We start from the raw sequence: 22,137 nt of genomic DNA on the forward strand, positions 1-22,137 counted from the left end.
AATAGAAAATAATCTGAAGACTGGAGATCAGAATGCCTCTGTCATATTAATATAGAATAAATTCTGCTTGTTGACGAAGTTACGTCCGAAATCCAGACGTACATTCATACGGGGCTGTACTTCTATGCGCAGTCCGACTCCGGCATTTGGCAGGACACCTTCGATGTTTACCGGGTCAGGTCCCATAAATCCTACGCCTCCCCAAACGACATAACCTAAATGAGAAACAACTCGTTTGATCCAGTTACTTTTGTCTGTATTGAACATCTGTCTGTATTCGGCCATAACGAGGTGGGAGCTTTTATCTCGGTATTGTCCCATATAATATCCTCGTAGATCAAATGGAGTTCCTGTCAATACATATTTGTTCAGGGGTATTTGATTGCCAAGTACATTCTTGCTTTGGGCGCTCCATGCCAGAACCTTTCTTTTGCCGACGGTCAGGTATTGGCGGTAATCCAGTTCCAGCCGGTAGAAATTGTTATCTCCTCCCAGCCATTTCTGATACATGATCCCTCTGAAGTCAAGGTACATACCCTTGTATGGATTAGCCGGAATGTCACGTGTATCATAAGTCAGCAGAAATCCCAGTCCGGAACTGAAGTTTGAATAACCTTCAGTGTTTCCTCCTGCTTCGATATAAGAAGGATCACGGGTAATTCCTTCGGCTACATCTTTCATCTTGTCATAGTTCAGATCAATCTGAGGGCCTAGAAAGAAATTGCTTTCTTTGAGTCGGAACAGGAACCAGGGGTTGATCTGCAGACCGCTATATTGATATTGGCTGGTTGTTTTTCCACGTTCGTAATTCTTGTTCGTATCGTAGCCTACGCCATAATAATTTTCTTGCGTATTTTTATAAATGAACTGGCCGAAGATTCTGAAACGGTCATTCTTGAAAAACAGCTGGGGTTTTACCATGATGTTCAATCCTCCGGTAAACATGAAAGCCATGGAAGCCGGGATAACAGAGCGCTGCATGGTTGTATCCTTAGGATCCATTCGGAAAGTCATCAAAGCTGTTCCACCTATCAGAACGCCGAAATCAGGGGTATAGCTGGGACCTCCCAGTATGTTATAATGAAAATTTCTTTTGGCCACCTTCTGGCGTCTGAGTTCTTTTTTGCTTAAGGGGCGGGAAGAAATACTGTCTGTTGGGGAAACCGTCTGTTCGATTGGATTCTGAATGGTGTCTGAGGAGGAGATCTCCTGAGCTGACATGAAACCGAGTGAGCCAAACAGGCAAACCAGGCATGTTAATAATTTTTCTTTCATATATCTTCTGTGATCGTTGACAATAAGGTTGTATCCTTATACTGGGTGCAAAATTACGAAACTCAGTGCAAATAAAAAAATTAAATCTACCTTGCTATTTACGAAAAAATGGTAATGTATTTGGCTGTTCAGTGGCTATTTCTTAATTTTACACGTGTTAAAACAAGTAATGATTGATAATATGACAGTAATTGAACGTTTTTTGAAGTATGTAACTTTCGACACACAATCTGATGAATCGACTGGGGTTACTCCCAGTACGGCCAAGCAGATGGTGTTTGCACAATATCTGAAGACAGAACTGGAAGCTTTAGGGCTTGAAGAGATTTCTTTGGACGAGAATGGATATCTTTTTGCAACACTTCCGGCCAATGTGGACCGGAAAATTCCGACCATTGGTTTCATTGCTCACATGGATACAAGTCCGGATATGAGTGGAGAAAATGTTTCACCGCGTATTGTGAGTTCCTATGATGGCTCGGATATTACGTTGTGTGCAAGCGATGGCATTGTTCTTTCTCCCCGTCAGTTTCCTGAACTGAAAGATCATATTGGAGAAGATTTGATCGTAACCGATGGTCATACCTTGCTGGGAGCGGATGATAAGGCCGGTATTGCCGAGATCGTTGCAGCTGTCGCTTATTTGAAAGAACATCCGGAAATTGAACACGGAAAGATCCGTATCGGCTTTAATCCTGATGAAGAGATTGGTTTGGGAGCTCATAAATTTGATGTAGAGAAGTTCGGAGCTCAATGGGCCTATACAATGGATGGAGGAGAAGTCGGTGAGTTGGAATTTGAAAATTTCAATGCCGCTTCAGCCAAAATCTGTGTAAAAGGACGTAATGTACATCCAGGATATGCCAAGAATAAGATGATAAATTCCTTACTTGTAGCAAATGAATTCATTTCCATGCTACCGGCTAATGAAACTCCGGCAACTACAGAGGGTTATGAAGGATTCTATCATCTGATTGGTATGGAAGGTGAAGTGGAACAAACCACTTTGGCATATATTATCCGTGACCATGACCGTCAGAAATTCGAGATCCGCAAGAAACTGATGTCAGAATGTGCGGCCCGTATCAATGAAAAATATGGAGATGGTACTGTAAAGATTGAGATCAAGGATCAATATTATAACATGCGTCAGCAGGTAGAGCCATTGATGCATATCATTGACATTGCTTTTGCGGCCATGCAGGAGGCAGGGGTTGAGCCGAAAGTAAAAGCTATTCGTGGTGGAACAGACGGAGCCCAACTGTCGTTCAAGGGACTTCCTTGTCCGAATATCTTTGCCGGTGGTTTGAATTTCCACGGCCGATATGAGTTTGTACCGGTACAGTCTATTGAAAAGGCAATGCGTGTCATCGTAAAGATCGCAGAGCTGACGGCTAAACGGTATTGATAGTACAGCTGAAAGAATTCAGGAAAACGGAAGCCGGATGATCGGTTCTGATTCTGGCTTCCGACTATCCTTTTTGAGAAGGATATTTGGGAAAGATCTAATATACGCGTAAAAACATACTATAAATCTTACTTTTACTTAAACTCTTAAGATTATGAAAACAACTCCTTTTACCGAGAAGCATATTGCTCTTGGTGCTAAAATGCATGAATTTGCTGGTTATAACATGCCTATTGAATATTCAGGAATTATCGATGAACATTTGACGGTATGTCAGGCTGTTGGAGTCTTTGATGTATCCCACATGGGGGAATTCTGGGTGAAAGGTCCGCATGCGCTGGAGTTCATTCAGCAGGTTACTTCGAATAATGCAGCTGTACTTACACCGGGGAAAGTTCAGTATACTTGCTTCCCTAATGAAACAGGCGGAATTGTAGATGACCTTTTGGTGTATGCCTATGAACCCGAAAAGTACATGTTGGTTGTGAATGCCGCTAATATTGAAAAGGACTGGAACTGGTGTGTATCTCACAATCAGGTCGGAGCAGAACTGGAAAATTCATCCGACCATATCGGACAGTTGGCTGTACAAGGCCCTAAGGCTCTGGCTACATTGCAGAAACTGACGAGTGTGGATTTGTCTGCCATTCCATATTATACATTCTGTACCGGCGAACTGGCAGGAGTAAAGAATGTGATTATATCCAATACAGGTTATACTGGAGCAGGCGGCTTTGAATTATATTTCTATCCACAAGATGCCATGACTATCTGGGATGCAGTATTCCGTGCAGGTGAAGAATTTGGCATCAAGCCGATCGGATTGGGAGCACGTGATACGCTTCGTCTGGAAATGGGATTCTGCCTGTATGGTAATGATATTGATGATACCACCTCTCCGTTGGAAGCCGGTCTGGGATGGATTACGAAATTTGTAGACGGAAAGAACTTTACCAATCGGGCCGCTCTTGAACGTCAGAAAGCAGAAGGTGTGACTCGTAAACTGGTCGGATTTGAAATGATTGATCGGGGAATACCACGTCATGGATACACGCTGACAGATGCGGAAGGCAATGAGATAGGACATGTAACTTCAGGAACAATGTCTCCGATCCGAAAGATTGGTATTGGTATGGGATATGTAAAGGCCGAGTATGCTAAGCCGGGTACTGAGATTTGGCTTGATAATCGTGGGCGTAAATTAAAAGCTCAGGTTGTCAAACCGCCTTTCCGTCATTGATGCCGGTTGGTCAGATACATTTGAACTGACTATATAGGAACATCCCTTTTCCTGACAGCCTTCTTGCTTTAGAGAGGCAGTTCGGGCAAAGGGATGTTTTCTTTTTTGTACAGAATCAGGTCTGAATGTCTGGTTCCTGAATTTTCCTGAGACAGAAGGCTTCAAGGAAGCGATTTATTATGTATTTTTGCGACTGTATTAAAAAGACGAAAAGTATGTCGCATCTTGCTCCTTTAATCAGCGATCTGGCTTTAATTCTTTTGTGTGCCGGTATAATTACGCTGATTTTTAAAAAACTCAAACAGCCCCTTGTTTTAGGGTATATTGTGGCGGGCTTTGTAGCCAGTCCTCATTTTTCATTGACTCCCTCGGTTACTGATGTTGCCAATATTCAGACCTGGTCAGATATTGGTGTAATCTTCCTCCTCTTTGCTTTGGGACTGGAATTCAGTTTCAAGAAGCTGGTTAAAGTAGGCGGTCCGGCGGTGATTTCAGCATGTACCATTATTTTTTGTATGATTCTGGTCGGAATGTGTACTGGGTGGCTGTTCGGATGGAAACGGATGGACTGCATTTATCTGGGAGGTATGTTGGCCATGTCTTCCACCACTATTATTTATAAGGCTTTTGATGATTTAGGACTTCGCCAGCAACGTTTTGCCGGACTGGTGCTTAGTATTCTGATCCTGGAAGATATATTGGCGATTGTTTTGATGGTTATGTTGTCCACCATGGCCGTCAGTAAGAATTTCGAAGGGGGAGAGATGGTGTACAGCATACTGAAGTTGGTCTTCTTCCTTATCTTATGGTTTGTGGTAGGTATTTATCTGATCCCGCTGTTCTTAAAGCGAGTGCGCCGTCTGATGAGTGATGAAACCTTATTGATTGTTTCGCTTGCTCTCTGTTTCGGTATGGTTGTCTTAGCAGCCAAGGTTGGTTTCTCTCCTGCTTTTGGCGCATTTATTATGGGATCCATTCTTTCGGAAACTATTGAATCCGAACATATCGTCAAATTAGTTTCTCCGGTAAAAGATCTGTTTGGAGCCATCTTTTTCGTTTCTGTCGGAATGATGGTAGATCCGGGTATGATTGTCGAATATATCGGTCCGATTATAGCTCTGGTGATAGCGGTGCTGCTCGGACAGACCATTTTTGGTACAGCCGGAGTCCTTTTGTCCGGCCAACCGCTGAAGACAGCGATGCAATGTGGTTTCAGTCTGACACAGATTGGTGAATTTGCCTTTATTATTGCATCATTGGGAGTCAGTCTTCAGGTGACAAGCCATTTCCTTTATCCCATTGTTGTAGCCGTATCTGTAATCACGACTTTTCTCACACCTTATATGATACGTTTGGCTGTTCCGGCTTATCAGGTAGCCGATAAGTATATTCCGGCTCGCTGGCGTCATTTGCTGGAGCGTTACTCTTCAGGAGTTCAGCCGGTCAATCATTCCAATAACTGGAAAAAACTGCTGACCGCCATCGTGCGTATTGTATTGGTTTATGCGGTATTGGCAATTGCCGTTACAGCTTTATGCCTGCATTTGATTGTTCCTTTGGTCATGCAGCTGGGAGATTTCTGGGGACGTTTGCTGGGAGCTGTAATAACGATTGGTGCCGTGGCTCCATTTCTCCGTGCCCTGATTATGAAGAAGAATCATTCGGAAGAATTCCGGGCTCTGTGGCGTGACAGCCGGTTTAATCATGCACCGTTGATTTCGGTTATTTTACTCCGTATTGTCATTGCGATTTCGTTCGTTGTCTATATTATCAAAGATTTATATCAGGCTTCAGTTGCTTTGGTCGTAGCTATTGCAATTGTGGTTGTTACGGGTATGATTGTATCTCGTTTTCTCAAGAAACAGTCAATTGTACTGGAGCGGACATTTGTTCAGAATCTCCGCTCGAAGGATATGCGGCAGGAATTTTTGGGAGAGAAGCGTCCGGAATATGCCGGGTCTTTATTGGACCGGGACATTCACTTGAGCGATTTTGTCATACCTGCTGACTCGCTTTGGGCCGGACGTACATTGAGAGAACTGGACCTTGGAAAGAAATATGGTGTGCATGTGGCCTCCATCATACGTGGAACACATCGCATCAATATTCCCGGTGGAGATAACCGGTTATATCCCTGCGATACGATTCAGGTAATTGGTACCGATGAGCAGTTGTCGCAATTTGCAGCACAGGCAGAGAAGGTTTCCACTGCTTGTATGGATGATGATTTTGAGAAGCGGGAAATGCAGTTGAAGCAGTTTGTGGTTGACAAGTCTTCTCCTTTTGTCGGACATACAATTCTGGAATGTGGAATCCGCAATCAGTTTCATTGCCTTGTTGTCGGTATTGAATCCGCTGGAGATGTTTCGCTGCATGCTCCGGATGTCCATATTCCTTTACAGGCAGGTGATGTAATGTGGGTTGTTGGTGAAGAAACAAATCTGCAAGGACTTTGTCAGTGGAAAGAGCATGATCTTGCCAAAGAGCCTGTCTGAGCAGAAAAGCATTGAATAAAAAAGACCGCAGGCCTTCCTGTTGAAAAATTCAGCAGAGGGCCTGCGGTCTCTTTTTTATATGGGCATTTCAAACTTTTCAGGATTGATTACTCTTCGTTTTCCTCTTCGTCATCATCCCAGTCAAAATCGAAATCTCCGATAAACTCCGGTGTAAAGAATTCATCCAGGTCACGACGGTCTTTTTTGGTCGGTCTTCCTGTTCCTTTTGCTCTTCCTACGAATCCGCTGATTTTACTCATTTCCAGCAGTTCATACTGATCTGGTGTGGTGACATTTTCCATCATTTCCGGAACCAGTTTGGCGCCGACACGTTTCTCTATGGCCTGCAGCACCTTGAATGAGTATGTAATAGGCGGTTTCTTAACCTGTATGACATCACCAGGCTTGACCATACGGGAGGGTTTTGCCTGGGCACCATTGATACATATTCTGCCTTTCTTGCAAGCTTCGGCAGCAATGGTACGTGTTTTGAAGATGCGGGTAGCCCACATCCATTTGTCTATTCTTGCTTCGGGCATAATGTTCTTTTGTTATTTGTTGTTGTATTGATTCATGGTTATGTTCAAACCGGCAAGGCAAAAGCTTTTGACGATTTCTCCTGCCATTTCCAGACGTTCGGGCATTAGCCTGGTGTCCTCTTCGCTGAAGTGTCCCAGTACGAAATCTATCTGTCCTCCTCTCGGAAAGTCATTTCCTATTCCGAAACGCAGGCGTGCATAGTTTTGCGTTCCTAGGGTTGCAGCAATATGTTTCAGACCATTGTGGCCGGCATCACTTCCTTTTCCTTTCAGGCGGAGAGTTCCGAACGGCAGAGCCAGATCATCAACAACGATGAGTACATTTTCTAAAGGAATTTTCTCCTGTTGCATCCAGTAACGTACGGCATTTCCGCTTAAATTCATATAAGTGGAAGGTTTAAGGAGCAACAGTTGGCGTCCTTTTACCGACATAGAGGCGGTTGCCCCGTAGCGTCCGTCGGTAAAAACAATATTGGACGCCTTTGCAAGGGCGTCCAATACCATAAATCCTATATTGTGACGGGTATTCCGGTATTCTTCACCGATGTTTCCCAGTCCTACGATCAAATATTTCATTGAAAGGGATTTGTTGATTTCAATTTATTGAAACAAATTATTTACCTGCAGCAGCCTGTGCACCACGAGCAGCACGAGTCAATTTAACTGCGCAAACTACAGCTTCCTTAGCGTTCAACAGTTGCAGACCTTCGTAGTTCAATTCACCTACCTTGATAGTCTTACCCAGACCCAGGCTAGTTACGTCAACGATCAGACGTTCAGGAATTACGTTGTACAGAGCTTTAACTTTCAGCTTACGGATCTGCAGAGCCAATTTACCACCGGCTTTAACACCTTCAGCCAAACCTTCCAGCTGTACAGGAACTTCCATAACGATCGGGTTAGCTTCGTCGATCTGCAGGAAGTCAACGTGCAGGATAGCGTCAGTTACAGGGTGGAACTGGATATCTTTCATGATAGCGTTTACAACTTTGCCATCAATGTTCAGGTCTACTACATAGATGTGCGGTGTGTATACCAAGTTACGCAGACCGTCAGTTGTTACAGTGAAGTGAGTAGCAACCGGGTTGCCGTTTTCGTCTTTCTGGATACCGTACAATACGCAAGGTACGCCGTTGTTTTTACGCAAGCTGTGAGTAGCTTTCTTTCCAGTTTCAGTTCTCAAAGAACCTTTGATTTCGATTGATTTCATTTTTCAAATCTTTTTGTGTTACTCTAAATTAAGTTTATTATCTCTTGCTTAATTCGCCATCACACGATGTGGTATATCACACGATGAGCTTAAAAAAGCGCTGCAAAGGTAGTGATTTCCTTTGAAATAACCAAAATAATTCCTTCTTTGTTGGGAAGGTAGCTGAAGTTTGATCTTTTGGCAGAGAGTTTTTCCTATATATAATAAGGTGTATGATAGCCAATAAAGAGTGAGGTTATGCGAAAGCCACAGGAGGCGGGGACACACATGAAAAGTTATATTACCTTCGTGGCTTTCGTATTCTGAATGCATGAATTAGAAATCGATATCGATTTTTATTTCATCTGCGCTGAGATGGCTGTTTTCCGATAAGGGCTCTTCTTGCATTTCGTGAGCATTTGGATGTCTTTCCCCTAAGATTGGTCCTTGTTCATGTTCAATGTATTGGATCGCCTGGTGCAGTCCGTTCATAAATTTCTCGAAATCTTCTTTATAGAGGAATATCTTATGTTTTTCAAAACTCACTGAAGAATCATTTCCTTCCCCAGAAACCACCTTTTTACTTTCCGTAATGGCAAGAAACATTTCCTCTTTTCGATTCTTCTTCACATCCAGATAGTAGATGCGTTTACCGGCTTTAACGGTTTTTGAGAAGACTATTTCCTTGTCGCCTTCTTTCATGATGTTCTTGTTCTGATCTTCCATAGATTTATTCATTACTTAAAAAGACGCTCAAATTTCTTTATTTTATTGCTTATTTCAAAATGCGAAGATGATAAAAATACATAAAAGCAAAAAAAACAGAAAAAAATGCCATTTTTTGTATGCTATGTTGGGATTTTATTTTACTTTTGCATAAAAATAATATTGTTATTAGTTAGTATGATTAACAGAGTTCTTATTCGTCTTAAGATAGTTCAGATAATCTATGCTTATTATCAGAACGGTGGTAAAAACTTGGATACTGCAGAAAAGGAGTTGTTCTTCAGCTTATCCAAAGCATACGATTTATATAACTATCTCTTGCTCTTGATGGTCGAAGTTACAAAGTATGCCAATAAGCGATTGGATGCTGCGAAAAGTAAAATGGTGCCTACTCAAGAAGATCTTCGTCCTAACACTAAATTTGTAGAAAACCGCTTCATTGCTCAGTTGGAAGTCAACCGGCAGTTGAATGAATTTGCCAGTTCACAGAAGAAGACCTGGGAAAACGAAGGTGATTTTGTGAAGAAGCTGTGTGAGCAGATCATGGAAAGTGATATTTATAAGGAATACATGGCCAGCGAAACTTCTTCTTACGAGGAAGACCGTGAGGTATGGAGAAAGATCTATAAGAAGATCATTTTCAACAATGCTGCTTTGGATGAAGTATTGGAAGACCAGAGTCTGTACTGGAATGACGATAAGGAAATTGTAGATACTTTTGTTCTGAAGACGATCAAGCGTTTTGATCCGAAGAACGGTGACAAGCAGGAACTCTTGCCCGAATTTAAGGATGAGGAAGATCAGGAGTTTGCGCGCCGTCTGTTCCGCCGTACAATCCTGAATGCAGATTATTATCGTCATTTGATCAGTGAAGGTTCAAAGAACTGGGATCTGAACCGTGTAGCTGTGATGGACGTGGTGATCATGCAGATTGCTTTGGCTGAAATTCTGAGTTTCCCCAATATTCCTGTGAATGTTTCTTTGAATGAATACGTGGAAATTGCCAAGTTGTATAGTACTCCGAAGAGCGGTGGTTTCATCAATGGTACATTGGACGGAATTGTTAATCAATTAAAAAAGGAGAATAAGCTAACCAAAAATTGATATATTTGCGTAGCTTAATATTAATCAAAAACTAGAAGAAACGTATGAACGTGTTGAATGTCATGTTACAGGCCCAAGGTGGTGCTGACTATTCTTTCCTGATCATGATGGTGGCTATCTTTGCTATCATGTACTTTTTTATGATCCGTCCTCAGAACAAAAAGCAGAAAGAGATTGCCAACTTCCGTAAAAACCTGGAAGTAGGACAGTCTGTAATTACTGCCGGAGGTATTTATGGAAAGATTAAAGAAATAGAAGACAATGCCGTAATTGTGGAAATTGCATCTGGCGTAAAAATCAAAGTAGACAAAAACTCTATTTATGCTGATGCCCAGGCTCAGGCAAATAAATAAAAATTTTATGCTATGTTCGATAAGAAGAACATAAGGACATATTATTTGATGATATCAAGGAAGATCAGAAATTTCCTGCTTAGTCAGAAGAGCAGGGAATTTCTGGTTTTCCTTTTTTTTGTATTCGTATCTTTCTGCTTCTGGCTGATGCAGACCATGAATGATCTTTATCAGGCAGAATTCAAGATGCCCGTCCGTCTGCGTAATGTCCCGAAAGAAGTTGTGCTGACTTCTGAATTGCCTGATGAGATCCGGGTGCGGGTAGAGGATCGGGGAACCGTATTGTTGAATTATATGTTGGGAAGAACCTTTTTTCCTGTTTCCTTCGATTTTGAAGAATATCGGGATCGTGGAGATCATGTACATATTTCTTCTGCTGAGATCTTTAAGAAAGTTGCTACTCAGTTGAATACTTCCACCAAGCTTTTGTCTGTCCGTCCCGATACGCTGGAAATCATTTATACGGAAGGCAAGGCCAAGAAAGTTCCTGTCGTCCTGGATGGTCATGTCTCAGCAGGAAGACAATATTATGTTTCCGACATTCATTTCAGTCCTGATTCGGTCATGGTCTATGCACCGAAGGAAGTGCTTGGCTCGATAACGGCGGCTTATACCCAGCCTCTGGAACTGGAGAATATTACGGATACACTGAATCAGCGTGTAGCGATCCGCAAGGTAAAAGGTGCCAAGTTTGTGCCGGCTACCAATGATATGTCTGTTTATGTAGATATGTATTCCGAAAAAACAGTAGATGTGCCCATTGTGGGAGTTGATTTCCCTCCGGGAAAAGTGCTTCGGACTTTCCCGTCCAAAGCACAGGTTACTTTCCAGGTTGGACTGAAACATTTCAAGGAGGTAACAGCCAATGACTTCTTTATAGGAATTCATTATAAAGATCTGTTGCGGAACAAGGAGGAGCGAGTTCCCCTTTCTGTACAGACATTCTCGCCCTATGCCAGTCGGGTGCGTGTCATCCCTTCTTCTGCGGATTATCTGATCGAAGAACAGCAAGTTACGGAAACACATGATTAAACTGGGAATTACTGGAGGAATCGGAAGCGGGAAATCTTATGTTTCCCGCTTGTTGGAGAGCTGGGGAATCCCTGTCTACGATACCGACCGGGAGGCAAAAAGACTGACCCTGACTCATCCGGAGATCCGTCGTGAACTGATTGCCTTGCTGGGAGAGGAAGTTTATTGTGGACAGCAGCTGAATAAAACATTGCTGGCCGGTTGTCTTTTTGCTTCCAGAGCGCATGCAGAACGCGTGAATCACATTATACATCCCCGGGTGTATGAAGACTTTCTGTTGTGGGCCGACGGGTTGAAACAACAGGGAAGAGAACTGGTGGGGATGGAAAGTGCTATTTTGTTTGAGTCCAGGTTTGACCGTGCCGTGGATCGTGTCCTGATGGTATATGCACCGTTGGAAATACGGATTTCACGGGCTATGGAGCGCGACGGAGTTCCGGAAGAACGGGTTCGTGAACGGATTGCTGCCCAGATGGATGAGGAACTGAAATGCAAGAGAGCAGACTTTATTCTTACAAACGATGGCATAAATCCGGTGGAACCTCAACTCGGGCAAATTATTCAGGAACTGGGATGCATAAAAGCATGCAAATAGTTTGTGTATTTCATTCGTGAATTGTACTTTTGTCGGCTGAATATTAAACTTAATCATTTACTCGCTATGTTGAAAACTATTTTGGCTATCTCGGGTAAGCCGGGATTATATAAGCTGATTTCTCAGGCTAAGAATATGCTGATTGTAGAATCAGTTGCAGATAAAAAGAGAATGCCGATCTATGCCAGTGATAAAGTAATCTCTTTGGGTGATATTGCTATGTATACCGATGCTGAAGAAGTTCCCCTGGCTGAAGTACTGGAATCTGTAAAGACAAAGGAAAACGGACAGGCTGCTTCTTTGGATTTCCGTAAAGCTTCTGCAGAAGAACTGCACGCTTTCATGGCTGAAGTATTGCCTAACTATGACCGCGACCGTGTACACACCAGCGATATCAAGAAACTGATCCAGTGGTATGATCTGCTGGTTGCTGGCGGTGAAACAGAGTTTGTTGAAAAACCGGCTGTCAGCGAATAATCTGAATCTGAAGATTTCTAAAATAAAAAAAGGAACCCCGAAAGGTTCCTTTTTTTATGCTTCTATCCGGAAGTGCTCTTTATTCTTTTTCGCTCAGTGTTGCGATACTTACACGGTTCCAGTCAGCTTCTGAGAACATATTTCCGATACCCTGACCTTCAGCTGTGATACGCTTGGAATCAATTTTATATTTGTTGACCAGCATGTTCTTGACTGCTTCTGCACGTTGTCTGGCAATTCTTTCGTTCACTTCGATCTTTCCTTCGGGTGATGCGAAACCTTTGATGGAGACAGTGCTCTTCGGGTGATTCTTCATGTAAGTAGCGATACGTTCAACGTTCGGAGTCTGGTCGGCTGAGATGCTTACGCTACCCTGACGGAAGGTGATGACAGATTCCAGTGACATGGTATTCGTGTTAGTCACGATTGTCTCTACCTGTTTCGGTGCATTCTGACATTCAGTCAACTGACGCTGCAACTGATCTGCTACGGCTGCGCTTTCGGCCAAAGCTGCTTCGTTGGCTGCTACTGCTTCACGCAAAGCATTTACCTTGTCGTTCAGCATAGCCACTTCGGCTGCATCATACGGACGCTGGATTGTCATGTAACGTTTTCCGTTGCTGCCCTTGAAGTGGTAAGTTACTCCGGCCAGCAGTTCGATGGCTGACTTGTTGACATTCAGCTGCTGTGCGAACTTTCCGTCCATGCGGTATACTACAGCAGGCTTGAAGTTGACTGACCATGCTTTTTCTTCTCCCAGATTGAAGTTGAAACTTGCACCGAAGCGGCTGGTCACATAGCTGTTGTCCCATCCGTAGCCTGAGTTCATGAAATCATGGCCCCAGCCGATACCGGCAACTGCTTCTACTTCGAACAGGCGGGGAGCACCGTTATAGCCCCAGAACAAGTTGTTCAGATTGATTTTTCCGTTTGCAGTCAGACTTAATGCATCAAATGCAGTGCGGCTCATGGATGTGTTTACTGCGGTCAATCCCTGGAATGAGATACCCAATACCGGGGTTACCTGCTTACCCAGTTCTACGCCGACTGTTCCGCGCATGTTCTTCCAGAATGCAGAGTGTGAAGTAGGAGTGATTCCTCCACCGTTCAGACCGACATACCAGTTGTCGAAAAATTTAGTTCCTTCATACGCTTTCTGTGCGTTTACTGACATGGCCATAGCCATAGCGGCTACTGCCACCAACATACCTCTCTTTCTCATAATGTTTTTAAATTTAATGATTCGTTTAGTTTCGTTTAGTTACGAATATATAACAACGATCAGTGAAAAATGTTTGATAGAGATTTAAAATTAAAAGGGAAATCTTTGCAGACTTCCCTTTAAAATCCTGTTTGTCAGTTGCGGAATTTCAGCGAATCACCGCTGCGTTCCACAATGATCGGTTTGCTTCTGTCAACTTCCTGTGAAAGGAGTTTCTTGGACAAATCGTTCAACAGATAGCGCTGGATGGCCCGTTTAACCGGACGGGCACCGAATTCGGGATCGTATCCTGCGGTGGCGATAAAGTCTACGGCTTCATCGGTCATCCGTAAGGTTACGCCGTTTTCATTCAGCATTTTCTGAATGCCGTTGATTTGCAGGCGGACAATCTGTTCGATCTGCGGACGGTTCAGCGGCTGGAACATGATGGTTTCGTCGATACGGTTCAGGAATTCCGGACGGATCGTCTTCTTCAGCATGTTCATCACTTCGGTCTTGGTCTCTTCTACTATCTGGTCGTGGTTCTGGTCGTTTATTTTCTCAAACTGGCTCTGGATGTAAGCACTTCCCAGGTTGGACGTCATGATGATGATGGTATTCTTGAAGTTTACCGTACGTCCCTTGTTGTCGGTCAGACGGCCGTCGTCCAATACCTGCAACAGGATGTTGAATACATCCGGATGTGCCTTTTCGATTTCATCGAAAAGGACAACGGAGTAGGGTTTACGGCGCACGGCTTCGGTCAACTGTCCACCTTCATCATAGCCAACGTATCCCGGAGGCGCACCGATGAGTCGTGACACGGTATGCTTCTCCTGATATTCACTCATGTCGATACGTGTCATCAGCGATTCGTCATCGAACAGGTATTCTGCCAGTGCCTTGGCCAGTTCGGTCTTACCGACACCCGTCGTACCCAGAAAGATGAATGAACCGATCGGACGTTTCGGGTCTTGCAGTCCGGCACGGCTTCGGCGTACTGCGTCGGCTACGGCCTGAATAGCCTCGTCCTGTCCGATAACCCGTTTGTGAAGTTCGTCTTCCAGATGGAGCAGCTTTTCGCGTTCACTTTGCAGCATCTTGCTGACCGGTATGCCTGTCCAGCGTGATACTACGTCGGCGATGTCTTCAGCAGTGACTTCCTCTTTGATGAGGGCATTGTCGCCTTGCTTATGCTTCAGGTCTTCCTGGATTGACTTGATTTCGTTTTCCAGTGCCTGCAACTTTCCGTAGCGGATTTCTGCAACCCGTCCGTAGTCGCCTTCGCGTTCAGCCTTGTCGGCTTCAAACTTCAGCTGTTCGATTTCCTTCTTGTTCTCCTGTATCTTGTTTACCAGTTGCTTTTCGCTTTGCCATTTGGCCTTGTACGAAGTTTCCTGTTCCTTGAGTTCGGCGATTTCCTTGTTCAGCTGAGCCAGCTTGGCTTCGTCTTTTTCACGCTTGATTGCCTCGCGTTCGATTTCAAGCTGTTTCAACCGACGTTCGATTTCGTCGAGTTCTTCCGGCAGTGAGTCACGTTCCATACGCAACTTGGCGGCGGCTTCATCCATCAGGTCGATGGCTTTATCCGGCAAGAAACGTTCGGTGATATACCGGTTACTCAGTTCTACGGCTGCGATGATGGCTTCGTCTTTGATACGCACCTGATGGTGGTTTTCATAACGTTCCTTCAGTCCTCGCAGGATAGAGATGGAGCTTGCGGTGTCAGGCTCGTTCACCATGACGGTCTGGAACCGGCGTTCCAGTGCCTTGTCCTTTTCGAAATATTTCTGATATTCGTCAAGGGTGGTTGCACCGATACTTCTCAGTTCGCCACGTGCCAGAGCAGGTTTCAGAATGTTGGCAGCATCCATGGCACCTTCACCTTTTCCGGCTCCTACCAGGGTATGGATTTCATCAATGAACAGGATGATGTTTCCGTCAGACTTGGTTACCTCGTTGATGACCGATTTCAGACGTTCCTCGAACTCGCCTTTGTATTTGGCTCCGGCAACGAGGGCACCCATATCCAGTGAATAGAGCTGTTTGTTCTTCAGGTTCTCCGGAACATCTCCCCGCAGGATACGTTGTGCCAGTCCTTCCACGATGGCGGTCTTACCGGTACCCGGTTCACCGATCAGGATCGGGTTGTTCTTCGTACGGCGGCTCAGGATCTGCAGGACACGGCGGATTTCTTCGTCACGTCCGATCACCGGATCCAGCTTGCCGTTACGGGCAGCCTCAATCAGATTGATGGCATACTTGTTCAGTGACTGATAGGTGTCTTCACTTGACTGTGAAGTAACCTTCTGTCCCTGGCGCAGCTCATTGATGGCTACACGCAGTTCCTTGTCTGTCATTCCGGCATCTTTCAGGATGGAAGAAGCGGTACTTTTCACATTCAGCAATGCCAGAAGGATGGCTTCCAGTGAAACATATTCATCTCCCAGTTCCTTGGAGTAGTCGATTGACTTTTGCAATACCTCGTTGCTTTCGCGGCTCAGATAAGGTTCGCCTCCTGAAACTTTCGGCAACGAAGTAATCTGTTTGTCAAGCACGGTGGTCACCTGCTGTGCGTTCATGCCGAGTTTCTGGAAGATGAAATTGGTTACGTTTTCACCCACCTTCAGCACACCTGCCAGCAAATGTTCGGGCTCGATGACCTGCTGTCCGCGGTTCTGTACCAGATTAACCGCAGTCTGCACGGCTTCTTGCGATTTGATTGTAAAGTTGTTGAAGTTCATATTGTTTAGTTTTTAGTTTTTTTCTGTTTAACACTCTCGTCCGGTCTCTGATCCCTGCGGGTCCGGAACCGGATTCGCTTAGTATTTATCAAATTCCCTGCCATTGGCCTTTATTCCTTAATGTCTGCCTAAATGTCATATAATCAACGGGTTATGACTGAAAAAATGTCGTGTTGATGTACAAAATGGCAGTTCTGCCCGTTTCCCTTTTTCTGAAAGGAGCCTGCATGATCCGGGAAACTGGAACTTGCCGGCGGTCTGCAGGCTGTCCGTTGCCGTCGCAAGGGAAAGCCGTTTCCCGGCCGTCTGAAAACGCCGAAACGTTTTGTCTCATTCGCCGAAATGTTTTCTCTTAAAGCCCGAAACGTTTTTAAAAAAGCCCGAAGCCTTTTTTCTTTTCCGGCAGAAGAAGATGAAGGGGAGGGGAAAAAGCCTTCTGACGGTCTTTACGGAAGTGTGCAGACGTTGGGGCTGAATCGTGCGGTCGTTGGGGTTGAATCGTGCGGTCGTTGGGGCCGGATCGTGCGGTCGTTGAGGCCGGATCGTGCGGTCGATTTTTTTTGCATTGACCAGTCAATGCGAAGGTATCGTGCGGTCGCTGGCAGGAGCGGGAAAAAGTTGCCGGGCCGGATCATTCTGCTCCTGCCTTTTCGGAAAGAACCGGATGCTTCTGCTGCATATTCGGAGGAGCATGGAGAGCGAAGTTTCTCTGCATTTTGTAATCCGGGAAAGAATTGTTACCTTTATGCCCTAAAGCGTAACAATGATGGAAAATAAAATCAAATTTGCACCGAATGTGATGCTGATTGATGCATCCTATCTGGACCGCGTCACTTGTGACCTGCAGGCCCATTTCGCCCCGATTGTGAACCGTGAACTGCCGAAAGCTGACTTGGCGGTATTGCTGGAATGTCTGGCGTTGGATGCAGGTATGAAGCTGGGCAATAACGAAATACAGGTTATTTTTATCTATGAATCCGGAGAAGGACGCCTGGAGGGGCTGACTCCTTCCGATTTAGGAAAGGAACTGCACGGCATGGCCTTCAAGAGTGAACTGGGCGAATTTGCCCTCTATGCCTTCCAGCCTTCGGATCTGGCAACACGCGAGGAACTCTTTATCGAGTCGCTTCAGTTGGCCGGTGAGTTCAAGGAAATGCAGTGTCTGGCAGCTGTTGCCGATGAAGACGGGTATGGAAATCGTCTGAAAGAGGTCATCGGCGAAATGAAATGCCGGAACAAACTGACCGTATTCGGCATGAATCCGCCTGCCTATGAAGCTTCCCATCGTTTTGAAATGCTGGGATTTGCCATTTTGCAGGCTTTGGGAATCCGTTCTGAAGAACTTTAAGAAAAGAATATGCCTATGTCTGACTTCCGGTTGAAAGCTTTCTACAGTGTGGCGAAGAACTTGAGTTTCACCAAGGCTTCGCAAGAACTTTTCGTCAGTCAGCCTGCCGTTACCAAACATGTGCGCGAACTGGAAAGCCTGTATCAGGTGCGGCTTTTCGACCGCTTGGGAAACAAGATTTCACTGACTGAAGCCGGAAGGGTTCTGCTGGAGCATTGCGAACGCATCCTGCAGGAATACCGGAAGCTGGAGTTTGACATGCATTTACTGAAGAATGAATATGTGGGACAACTCCGTCTGGGGGCCAGCACAACCATTGCACAATATGTATTACCGCCGATTCTGGCCCGTTTCACGGAGAAATATCCTCAAATAGAAGTCTCGCTGATTGACACAAATTCACGGAACGTAGAGCAGGCTTTGCATGAACATGCCATTGATCTGGGAATGATTGAGGGAGTTTTCCGGGCACCTACCCTGAAGTATGAACCGTTTCTGTGTGACGAACTGGTGCCGGTGGTCAGCTGTATGAATACGGATTCAGAAATTCCTGACGAACTGACTCTCGATGAACTTCGTGCTATGCCGCTGGTGTTGCGGGAGCGCGGATCGGGAACGCTGGATGCCATTGAGATGGTTCTGGCCGAGCAGGGACTGAAACTTTCGTCGCTGAATGTGCGGATGCACCTGGGGAGTACGGAGAGCATCAAGTCGTTTCTCCGTTACAGCCGTTGCATGGGGATTGTTTCCATCTTTGCCGTTGAGCGTGAATTGAAGGAAGGTCTTTTCCGCATTGTCGAAGTGCCTGAGCTGACTTTCAAGCGTCATTTCTGTTTTGTTTCGGTGCAGGGACAGGAAGCGGAAACGTCTGTCATCTTTTCCCGCTTCGTCCGTCAGTGTCTGCAGTCCCGTTGAGGCTTTATCCGTACAGTTTCTTGATCAGGTCGCTCCGGCCGATTCGTTTCAGTTCGTTGATGATGGCACGGCGTTCTTCGGGCTTGTACCAGAAGAAGAACATGCGCTGGGCCAGTTTTTCCCTGGACGTCTTGGCTGAGAATACGGGTTCCAGTGTGTAAGGATGGAAACCGGTATACCAGGCTTCGGTGGCCACGGTCATCGGTGTCGGCGTGAAATCCTGCACCTGTTCCAGATGGAAATCCAGTTTGCGGGTAATGACAGCGAGTTCTGCCATGTCTTCTTCCGTACATCCGGGATGGCTGCTTATAAAATAAGGTATGATCTGCTGGCGCAGATTGAGTTCCCGGTTCAGTTTGTCGAAGATATTCTTGAATTGGTAGAACTGCTCGAAAGGCGGCTTCCGCATGAGATAAAGCACCCGGTCACTGGTATGTTCGGGAGCTACTTTCAGGCGTCCGCTGACATGCCGTGTGATGAGTTCGCGCGTATAGGCAGCGGTGCTCTTGTTCACTTCGGGGTCTTTGCTCTGATGCAGGAGCAGGTCATAGCGTACCCCGCTTCCGATGAAACTTTTCTTGATGCCCGGCAGTGCGTCTACGGCATGGTAGATGTCAAGCAGCGGCCGGTGGTCCGTATTCAGGTTCGGGCATACCTTGGGATGAATGCACGACGGGCGTTTGCAGCGCCGGCATAGCTGTTCGTCCTTGCCCTTCATGCGGTACATGTTGGCTGAGGGGCCTCCCAGATCGCTGAGATAACCTTTGAAGTCGGGCATTTCCGTGATGGCCTTGACTTCCTTCAGAATGCTTTCCTTGCTGCGGCTGACGATGAACTTTCCCTGGTGGGCTGAGATGGTACAGAAAGCACAACCGCCGAAACATCCGCGGTGGATGTTGACGGAAAACTTGATCATGTCGTACGCAGGAATACGTTTTCCCTTGTATTTGGGGTGGGGAAGACGGGTGTAAGGAAGGTCGAACGACATATCCAGCTCACCTTGAGTCATGGGCGGATAGGGAGGATTGACCACCACTACCTGCTTTCCGGTCTGCTGGAAAATGCGTGCGGCGGCATACTTGTTGGACTCTTCTTCGATGTGACGGAAGTTTTGTGCCTGCTTCTTCTTGTCTTTCAGGCATTCTTCGTGAGAGAACAGACGCAGGTCTTCTTCTGCTGCCTGAAATTCACTTTCCCTGACCACATAGGCCGTTTGGGGGAGATCAGTTGGTACAACGGGCTTTTCTTTCATGCGGCGGCACAAGTCCGTCACCGGTTTTTCGCCCATACCGTAAATCAGCAGGTCGGCACCCGATTCTACCAGGATGGACGGGCGTACCTTGTCCTGCCAGTAGTCATAATGCGTCAGTCTTCGCAGGGAGGCTTCGATACCTCCCAGGATGACCGGCACGTCAGGGTATATTTTTTTCAGAATTTGAGTATAAACGATGCTCGGATATTCCGGCCGCATGTCATGGCGTCCGTCGGGAGTATAGGCATCTTCACTGCGCAGGCGCTTGTTGGCCGTGTATTTGTTGACCATGCTGTCCATACATCCGGCTGACACTCCGAAGAACAGTCTGGGACGTCCCAGTTTCTTGAAATCCCGCAAATCATCCCGCCAGTTGGGTTGTGGGATGATTGCTACTTTCAGTCCTTGTGATTCCAGCATGCGTCCGATGACTGCAGCTCCAAACGACGGATGGTCCACGTAGGCGTCTCCGCTGAACAGGATCACGTCCAGTTCATCCCATCCTCTCAGTTCTACTTCTTTTTTGGTTGTAGGCAACCAGTCTGTCAGTTTATACTCTTTCAAATTGTTTCGTTCTAATTATAATAATGTATCGGATTATTCTTCGGAATCTTCCCGGGCTTCCTTGTCGCGTTCCCACTGGATGTACAGCAGGATCAGCTGATGAAGTCCGAAAGCTTTCATGTTGTTGTGATAAATGACATCAATGCACAAGTCAAGCAGATCTTTGCTGTTTTCTTCCATAGAAGCGATCAGGGAGCGCACATTCAGTTTGAGCTTGTCCAGAACGGATTCATCCACGATGCCGTTGCTGTCGATCAGGTGCTGGAAAAGTGCATATTTTTCAATGGTCTGTAAATGTTCATCTGAAATATCCATGGTACGTGTACCAGTGGGATTAGTTTGTATTGTATACATAGCGATACTGTTTAAAGTTTGTTTATACAGACAAAGTTAGAGTTTTTTCCGTAATAACCTTGTCTTTTATCCTTATTTTTCAAAGAAACCCAGGATGGCCTTCATGACGTGATTCCGTTCTCCTTCTTCCGGAATGCTTTCAAAGGGGAAGCCCAGGACGAAAGTCCGGTAATTGCCCCGGTATGCAATGCCGGCTCCGTAATTGCCGGATGTATAGACGAAGGTGGAGAAAGATCCGCCGGTCGGGTAGAGGTAGCCTGACTGTGGAACGGCATATGTCGTTTCGTTGGCGCGGCGCGGCAGCCGGAACCGGACATTCAGCCCGCTGACTTCTTCACAGCTGAGCGGAGCGGTCAGCCCCTGATCTGCATATTTAAGTACGTTCTGGCAGAATGCCTTGCCTTCTGCATCCTTGCTTTTGCCGTCGCTGAGATAAGCTCCGCTGATCAGCAGGTTTCCTCCCTGATTGCAGTAGCGCGTCAGTGCTTCCCGGATTTCGGGGCTGATTCCTTTCCGGTCGGCTCCGTACAGGAAATCTACCACGTTGTAGGCAGTCAGGTCGGTTGATCCGCTTTTAATGGTTTCGTCGCTGCACGAAACGAAAGAATAGCGTCCTGTGGCCTGGATCGCCTTGCCGTGAATGAAAGGATAGTCGAAAGTATTACCGGCAATGAGCTTGCCTTCCAGTTCGTTGCCGCTGTATCCCAATCCGGTTTCATCTTCTATACCGGGGCGGCTGCGGTCGAAGTTTTGCTGATAACCGCAATAGGCTGGCGTCTGTCCGTCGGGAATACCCGGATCATTGAGCAGGTCGAAGCCTTGCATCAGGGGGGAGTTGATGCTTCCCGGACCGGAAACCCGGTCGAAGGCATTTACAATCAGTACAGTTCCCTTGCTTCGTTTGGCTTTGCAGGCTGAGAGTGTTTCGGAAGGAAAACTTTCTCCTCCGCGGTTTACTGCTGTTACCCGGAAGCTGTAGACCAGTCCGGGTTCCACTTCAACGGTCAGTTCCGGTTTGCGGGTATAGGTTCCGTTGTCGAATCCTCCGCGTCCCACTCGTGTGTAGACAATGTATCCTTGTGCTTCCGCGGTCGGTTCGAGCACGTCTTCCGTCGGTATCCATCTCAGGTCGAAGGTGTTCTTTTTCTTTCCCTCGCTGATGGCAAAGTGAGTGACCGGGAGCGGCTGTACGGTATAGCTGGTGCCGTGCATGTCAGCCAGGTATTTCAGGACAGACTTATAGACAGACCGTGCCACGGTAAATTTGAAGGCCGGTTCATGTCCCAGCTTCAGGTCGTTGAAGTTCTGGTGTGACAAAAGTTCCAG

Annotated in this window: 20 protein-coding genes; 10 read left to right on the top strand and 10 right to left on the bottom strand. The window is 46.0% G+C overall.

The features are described 5' to 3' along the window. Positions 1 to 27: 27 nt before the first annotated feature. A complete protein-coding gene (locus BACCOPRO_RS12750) occupies positions 28 to 1,275 on the bottom strand; it encodes a BamA/TamA family outer membrane protein (protein ID WP_008144305.1) in 1,248 nt (415 codons plus the stop codon). Positions 1,276 to 1,456: 181 nt separating this feature from the next. Between BACCOPRO_RS12750 and pepT the strand changes: the two genes are divergently transcribed. From pepT to BACCOPRO_RS12765, 3 genes are all read left to right on the top strand, one after another. Further along, positions 1,457 to 2,683, top strand: a complete 1,227-nt coding sequence (pepT, locus tag BACCOPRO_RS12755) for a peptidase T (RefSeq protein WP_040311524.1) — start codon at positions 1,457 to 1,459, stop codon at positions 2,681 to 2,683. A 154-nt stretch (positions 2,684 to 2,837) separates the two neighbouring features. Next, the gene (gcvT, locus tag BACCOPRO_RS12760) at positions 2,838 to 3,923 is read left to right on the top strand and encodes a glycine cleavage system aminomethyltransferase GcvT (RefSeq protein ID WP_008144310.1); all 1,086 of its coding nucleotides are present in this window, start codon (positions 2,838 to 2,840) and stop codon (positions 3,921 to 3,923) included. 215 nt (positions 3,924 to 4,138) lie between these two features. Then, positions 4,139 to 6,418, top strand: a complete 2,280-nt coding sequence (locus tag BACCOPRO_RS12765) for a cation:proton antiporter domain-containing protein (protein ID WP_040311494.1) — start codon at positions 4,139 to 4,141, stop codon at positions 6,416 to 6,418. A gap of 107 nt (positions 6,419 to 6,525) precedes the next feature. On the opposite strand, the gene BACCOPRO_RS12770 is transcribed toward BACCOPRO_RS12765, so the two are convergent. The 4 genes from BACCOPRO_RS12770 to BACCOPRO_RS12785 all read right to left on the bottom strand — a co-directional run bounded on the left by BACCOPRO_RS12770 (position 6,526) and on the right by BACCOPRO_RS12785 (position 8,872). Further along, a complete protein-coding gene (locus BACCOPRO_RS12770) occupies positions 6,526 to 6,957 on the bottom strand; it encodes an RNA-binding S4 domain-containing protein (RefSeq protein ID WP_008144313.1) in 432 nt (143 codons plus the stop codon). Between the two features lie 12 nt (positions 6,958 to 6,969). Next, positions 6,970 to 7,533 carry an aminoacyl-tRNA hydrolase gene (gene pth, locus BACCOPRO_RS12775; RefSeq protein WP_008144315.1) on the bottom strand — a complete coding sequence of 188 codons (564 nt, stop codon included), beginning with the start codon at positions 7,531 to 7,533 and terminating at the stop codon, positions 6,970 to 6,972. 37 nt (positions 7,534 to 7,570) lie between these two features. After that, positions 7,571 to 8,167, bottom strand: a complete 597-nt coding sequence (locus BACCOPRO_RS12780) for a 50S ribosomal protein L25/general stress protein Ctc (protein ID WP_008144317.1) — start codon at positions 8,165 to 8,167, stop codon at positions 7,571 to 7,573. A 315-nt stretch (positions 8,168 to 8,482) separates the two neighbouring features. After that, positions 8,483 to 8,872: a PUR family DNA/RNA-binding protein gene (locus tag BACCOPRO_RS12785; RefSeq protein WP_022276661.1), complete on the bottom strand. Its 390-nt coding sequence runs from the start codon at positions 8,870 to 8,872 to the stop codon at positions 8,483 to 8,485. A gap of 177 nt (positions 8,873 to 9,049) precedes the next feature. Here BACCOPRO_RS12785 and nusB point away from each other — a divergent pair, with 177 nt between their 5' ends. From nusB to BACCOPRO_RS12810, 5 genes are all read left to right on the top strand, one after another. Then, the gene (nusB, locus tag BACCOPRO_RS12790) at positions 9,050 to 9,976 is read left to right on the top strand and encodes a transcription antitermination factor NusB (protein WP_008144320.1); all 927 of its coding nucleotides are present in this window, start codon (positions 9,050 to 9,052) and stop codon (positions 9,974 to 9,976) included. A gap of 44 nt (positions 9,977 to 10,020) precedes the next feature. After that, positions 10,021 to 10,329 (top strand): preprotein translocase subunit YajC, encoded by a 309-nt coding sequence (gene yajC, locus BACCOPRO_RS12795; RefSeq protein WP_008144322.1) that lies wholly within the window; start codon positions 10,021 to 10,023, stop codon positions 10,327 to 10,329. Between the two features lie 12 nt (positions 10,330 to 10,341). Next, positions 10,342 to 11,361, top strand: a complete 1,020-nt coding sequence (locus BACCOPRO_RS12800) for a CdaR family protein (protein WP_008144324.1) — start codon at positions 10,342 to 10,344, stop codon at positions 11,359 to 11,361. Then, the gene (coaE, locus tag BACCOPRO_RS12805) at positions 11,354 to 11,956 is read left to right on the top strand and encodes a dephospho-CoA kinase (protein ID WP_008144325.1); all 603 of its coding nucleotides are present in this window, start codon (positions 11,354 to 11,356) and stop codon (positions 11,954 to 11,956) included. Before BACCOPRO_RS12800 ends, coaE begins: the two co-directional genes overlap by 8 nt. A 66-nt stretch (positions 11,957 to 12,022) precedes the next feature. Next, complete coding sequence (locus BACCOPRO_RS12810; protein ID WP_008144327.1) at positions 12,023 to 12,433, top strand: DUF5606 family protein; 411 nt, start codon at positions 12,023 to 12,025, stop codon at positions 12,431 to 12,433. A 79-nt stretch (positions 12,434 to 12,512) separates the two neighbouring features. Here BACCOPRO_RS12810 and BACCOPRO_RS12815 read toward each other — a convergent pair whose 3' ends face one another. Both BACCOPRO_RS12815 and clpB read right to left on the bottom strand, forming a co-directional pair. Beyond that, complete coding sequence (locus tag BACCOPRO_RS12815; protein ID WP_008144329.1) at positions 12,513 to 13,655, bottom strand: OmpA family protein; 1,143 nt, start codon at positions 13,653 to 13,655, stop codon at positions 12,513 to 12,515. Positions 13,656 to 13,789: 134 nt separating this feature from the next. After that, on the bottom strand, positions 13,790 to 16,378 hold the full coding sequence (gene clpB, locus BACCOPRO_RS12820; protein ID WP_008144331.1) for an ATP-dependent chaperone ClpB: 2,589 nt from the start codon (positions 16,376 to 16,378) through the stop codon (positions 13,790 to 13,792). Positions 16,379 to 17,144: 766 nt separating this feature from the next. Between clpB and BACCOPRO_RS12835 the strand changes: the two genes are divergently transcribed. Then, positions 17,145 to 17,726, top strand: a complete 582-nt coding sequence (locus tag BACCOPRO_RS12835) for a DUF6621 family protein (RefSeq protein WP_022277547.1) — start codon at positions 17,145 to 17,147, stop codon at positions 17,724 to 17,726. A 15-nt stretch (positions 17,727 to 17,741) separates the two neighbouring features. Then, positions 17,742 to 18,641, top strand: coding sequence for a LysR substrate-binding domain-containing protein (locus tag BACCOPRO_RS12840; protein WP_040311497.1), 900 nt, complete (start codon positions 17,742 to 17,744; stop codon positions 18,639 to 18,641). Between the two features lie 4 nt (positions 18,642 to 18,645). Here the strand turns inward: BACCOPRO_RS12840 and BACCOPRO_RS12845 are convergent, their stop codons facing one another. The 3 genes from BACCOPRO_RS12845 to BACCOPRO_RS12855 form a co-directional block, all read right to left on the bottom strand. Then, on the bottom strand, positions 18,646 to 20,457 hold the full coding sequence (locus tag BACCOPRO_RS12845) for a YgiQ family radical SAM protein (protein WP_008144339.1): 1,812 nt from the start codon (positions 20,455 to 20,457) through the stop codon (positions 18,646 to 18,648). 33 nt (positions 20,458 to 20,490) lie between these two features. After that, the gene (locus BACCOPRO_RS12850) at positions 20,491 to 20,811 is read right to left on the bottom strand and encodes a DUF8442 family protein (RefSeq protein WP_022277550.1); all 321 of its coding nucleotides are present in this window, start codon (positions 20,809 to 20,811) and stop codon (positions 20,491 to 20,493) included. A gap of 72 nt (positions 20,812 to 20,883) precedes the next feature. Continuing rightward, positions 20,884 to 22,137: fibronectin type III domain-containing protein (locus BACCOPRO_RS12855; RefSeq protein ID WP_040311498.1), on the bottom strand; the 1,254-nt coding region annotated here is incomplete at its 5' end.

Source organism: Phocaeicola coprophilus DSM 18228 = JCM 13818 (genome assembly GCF_000157915.1).
GTDB lineage: Bacteria > Bacteroidota > Bacteroidia > Bacteroidales > Bacteroidaceae > Phocaeicola > Phocaeicola coprophilus.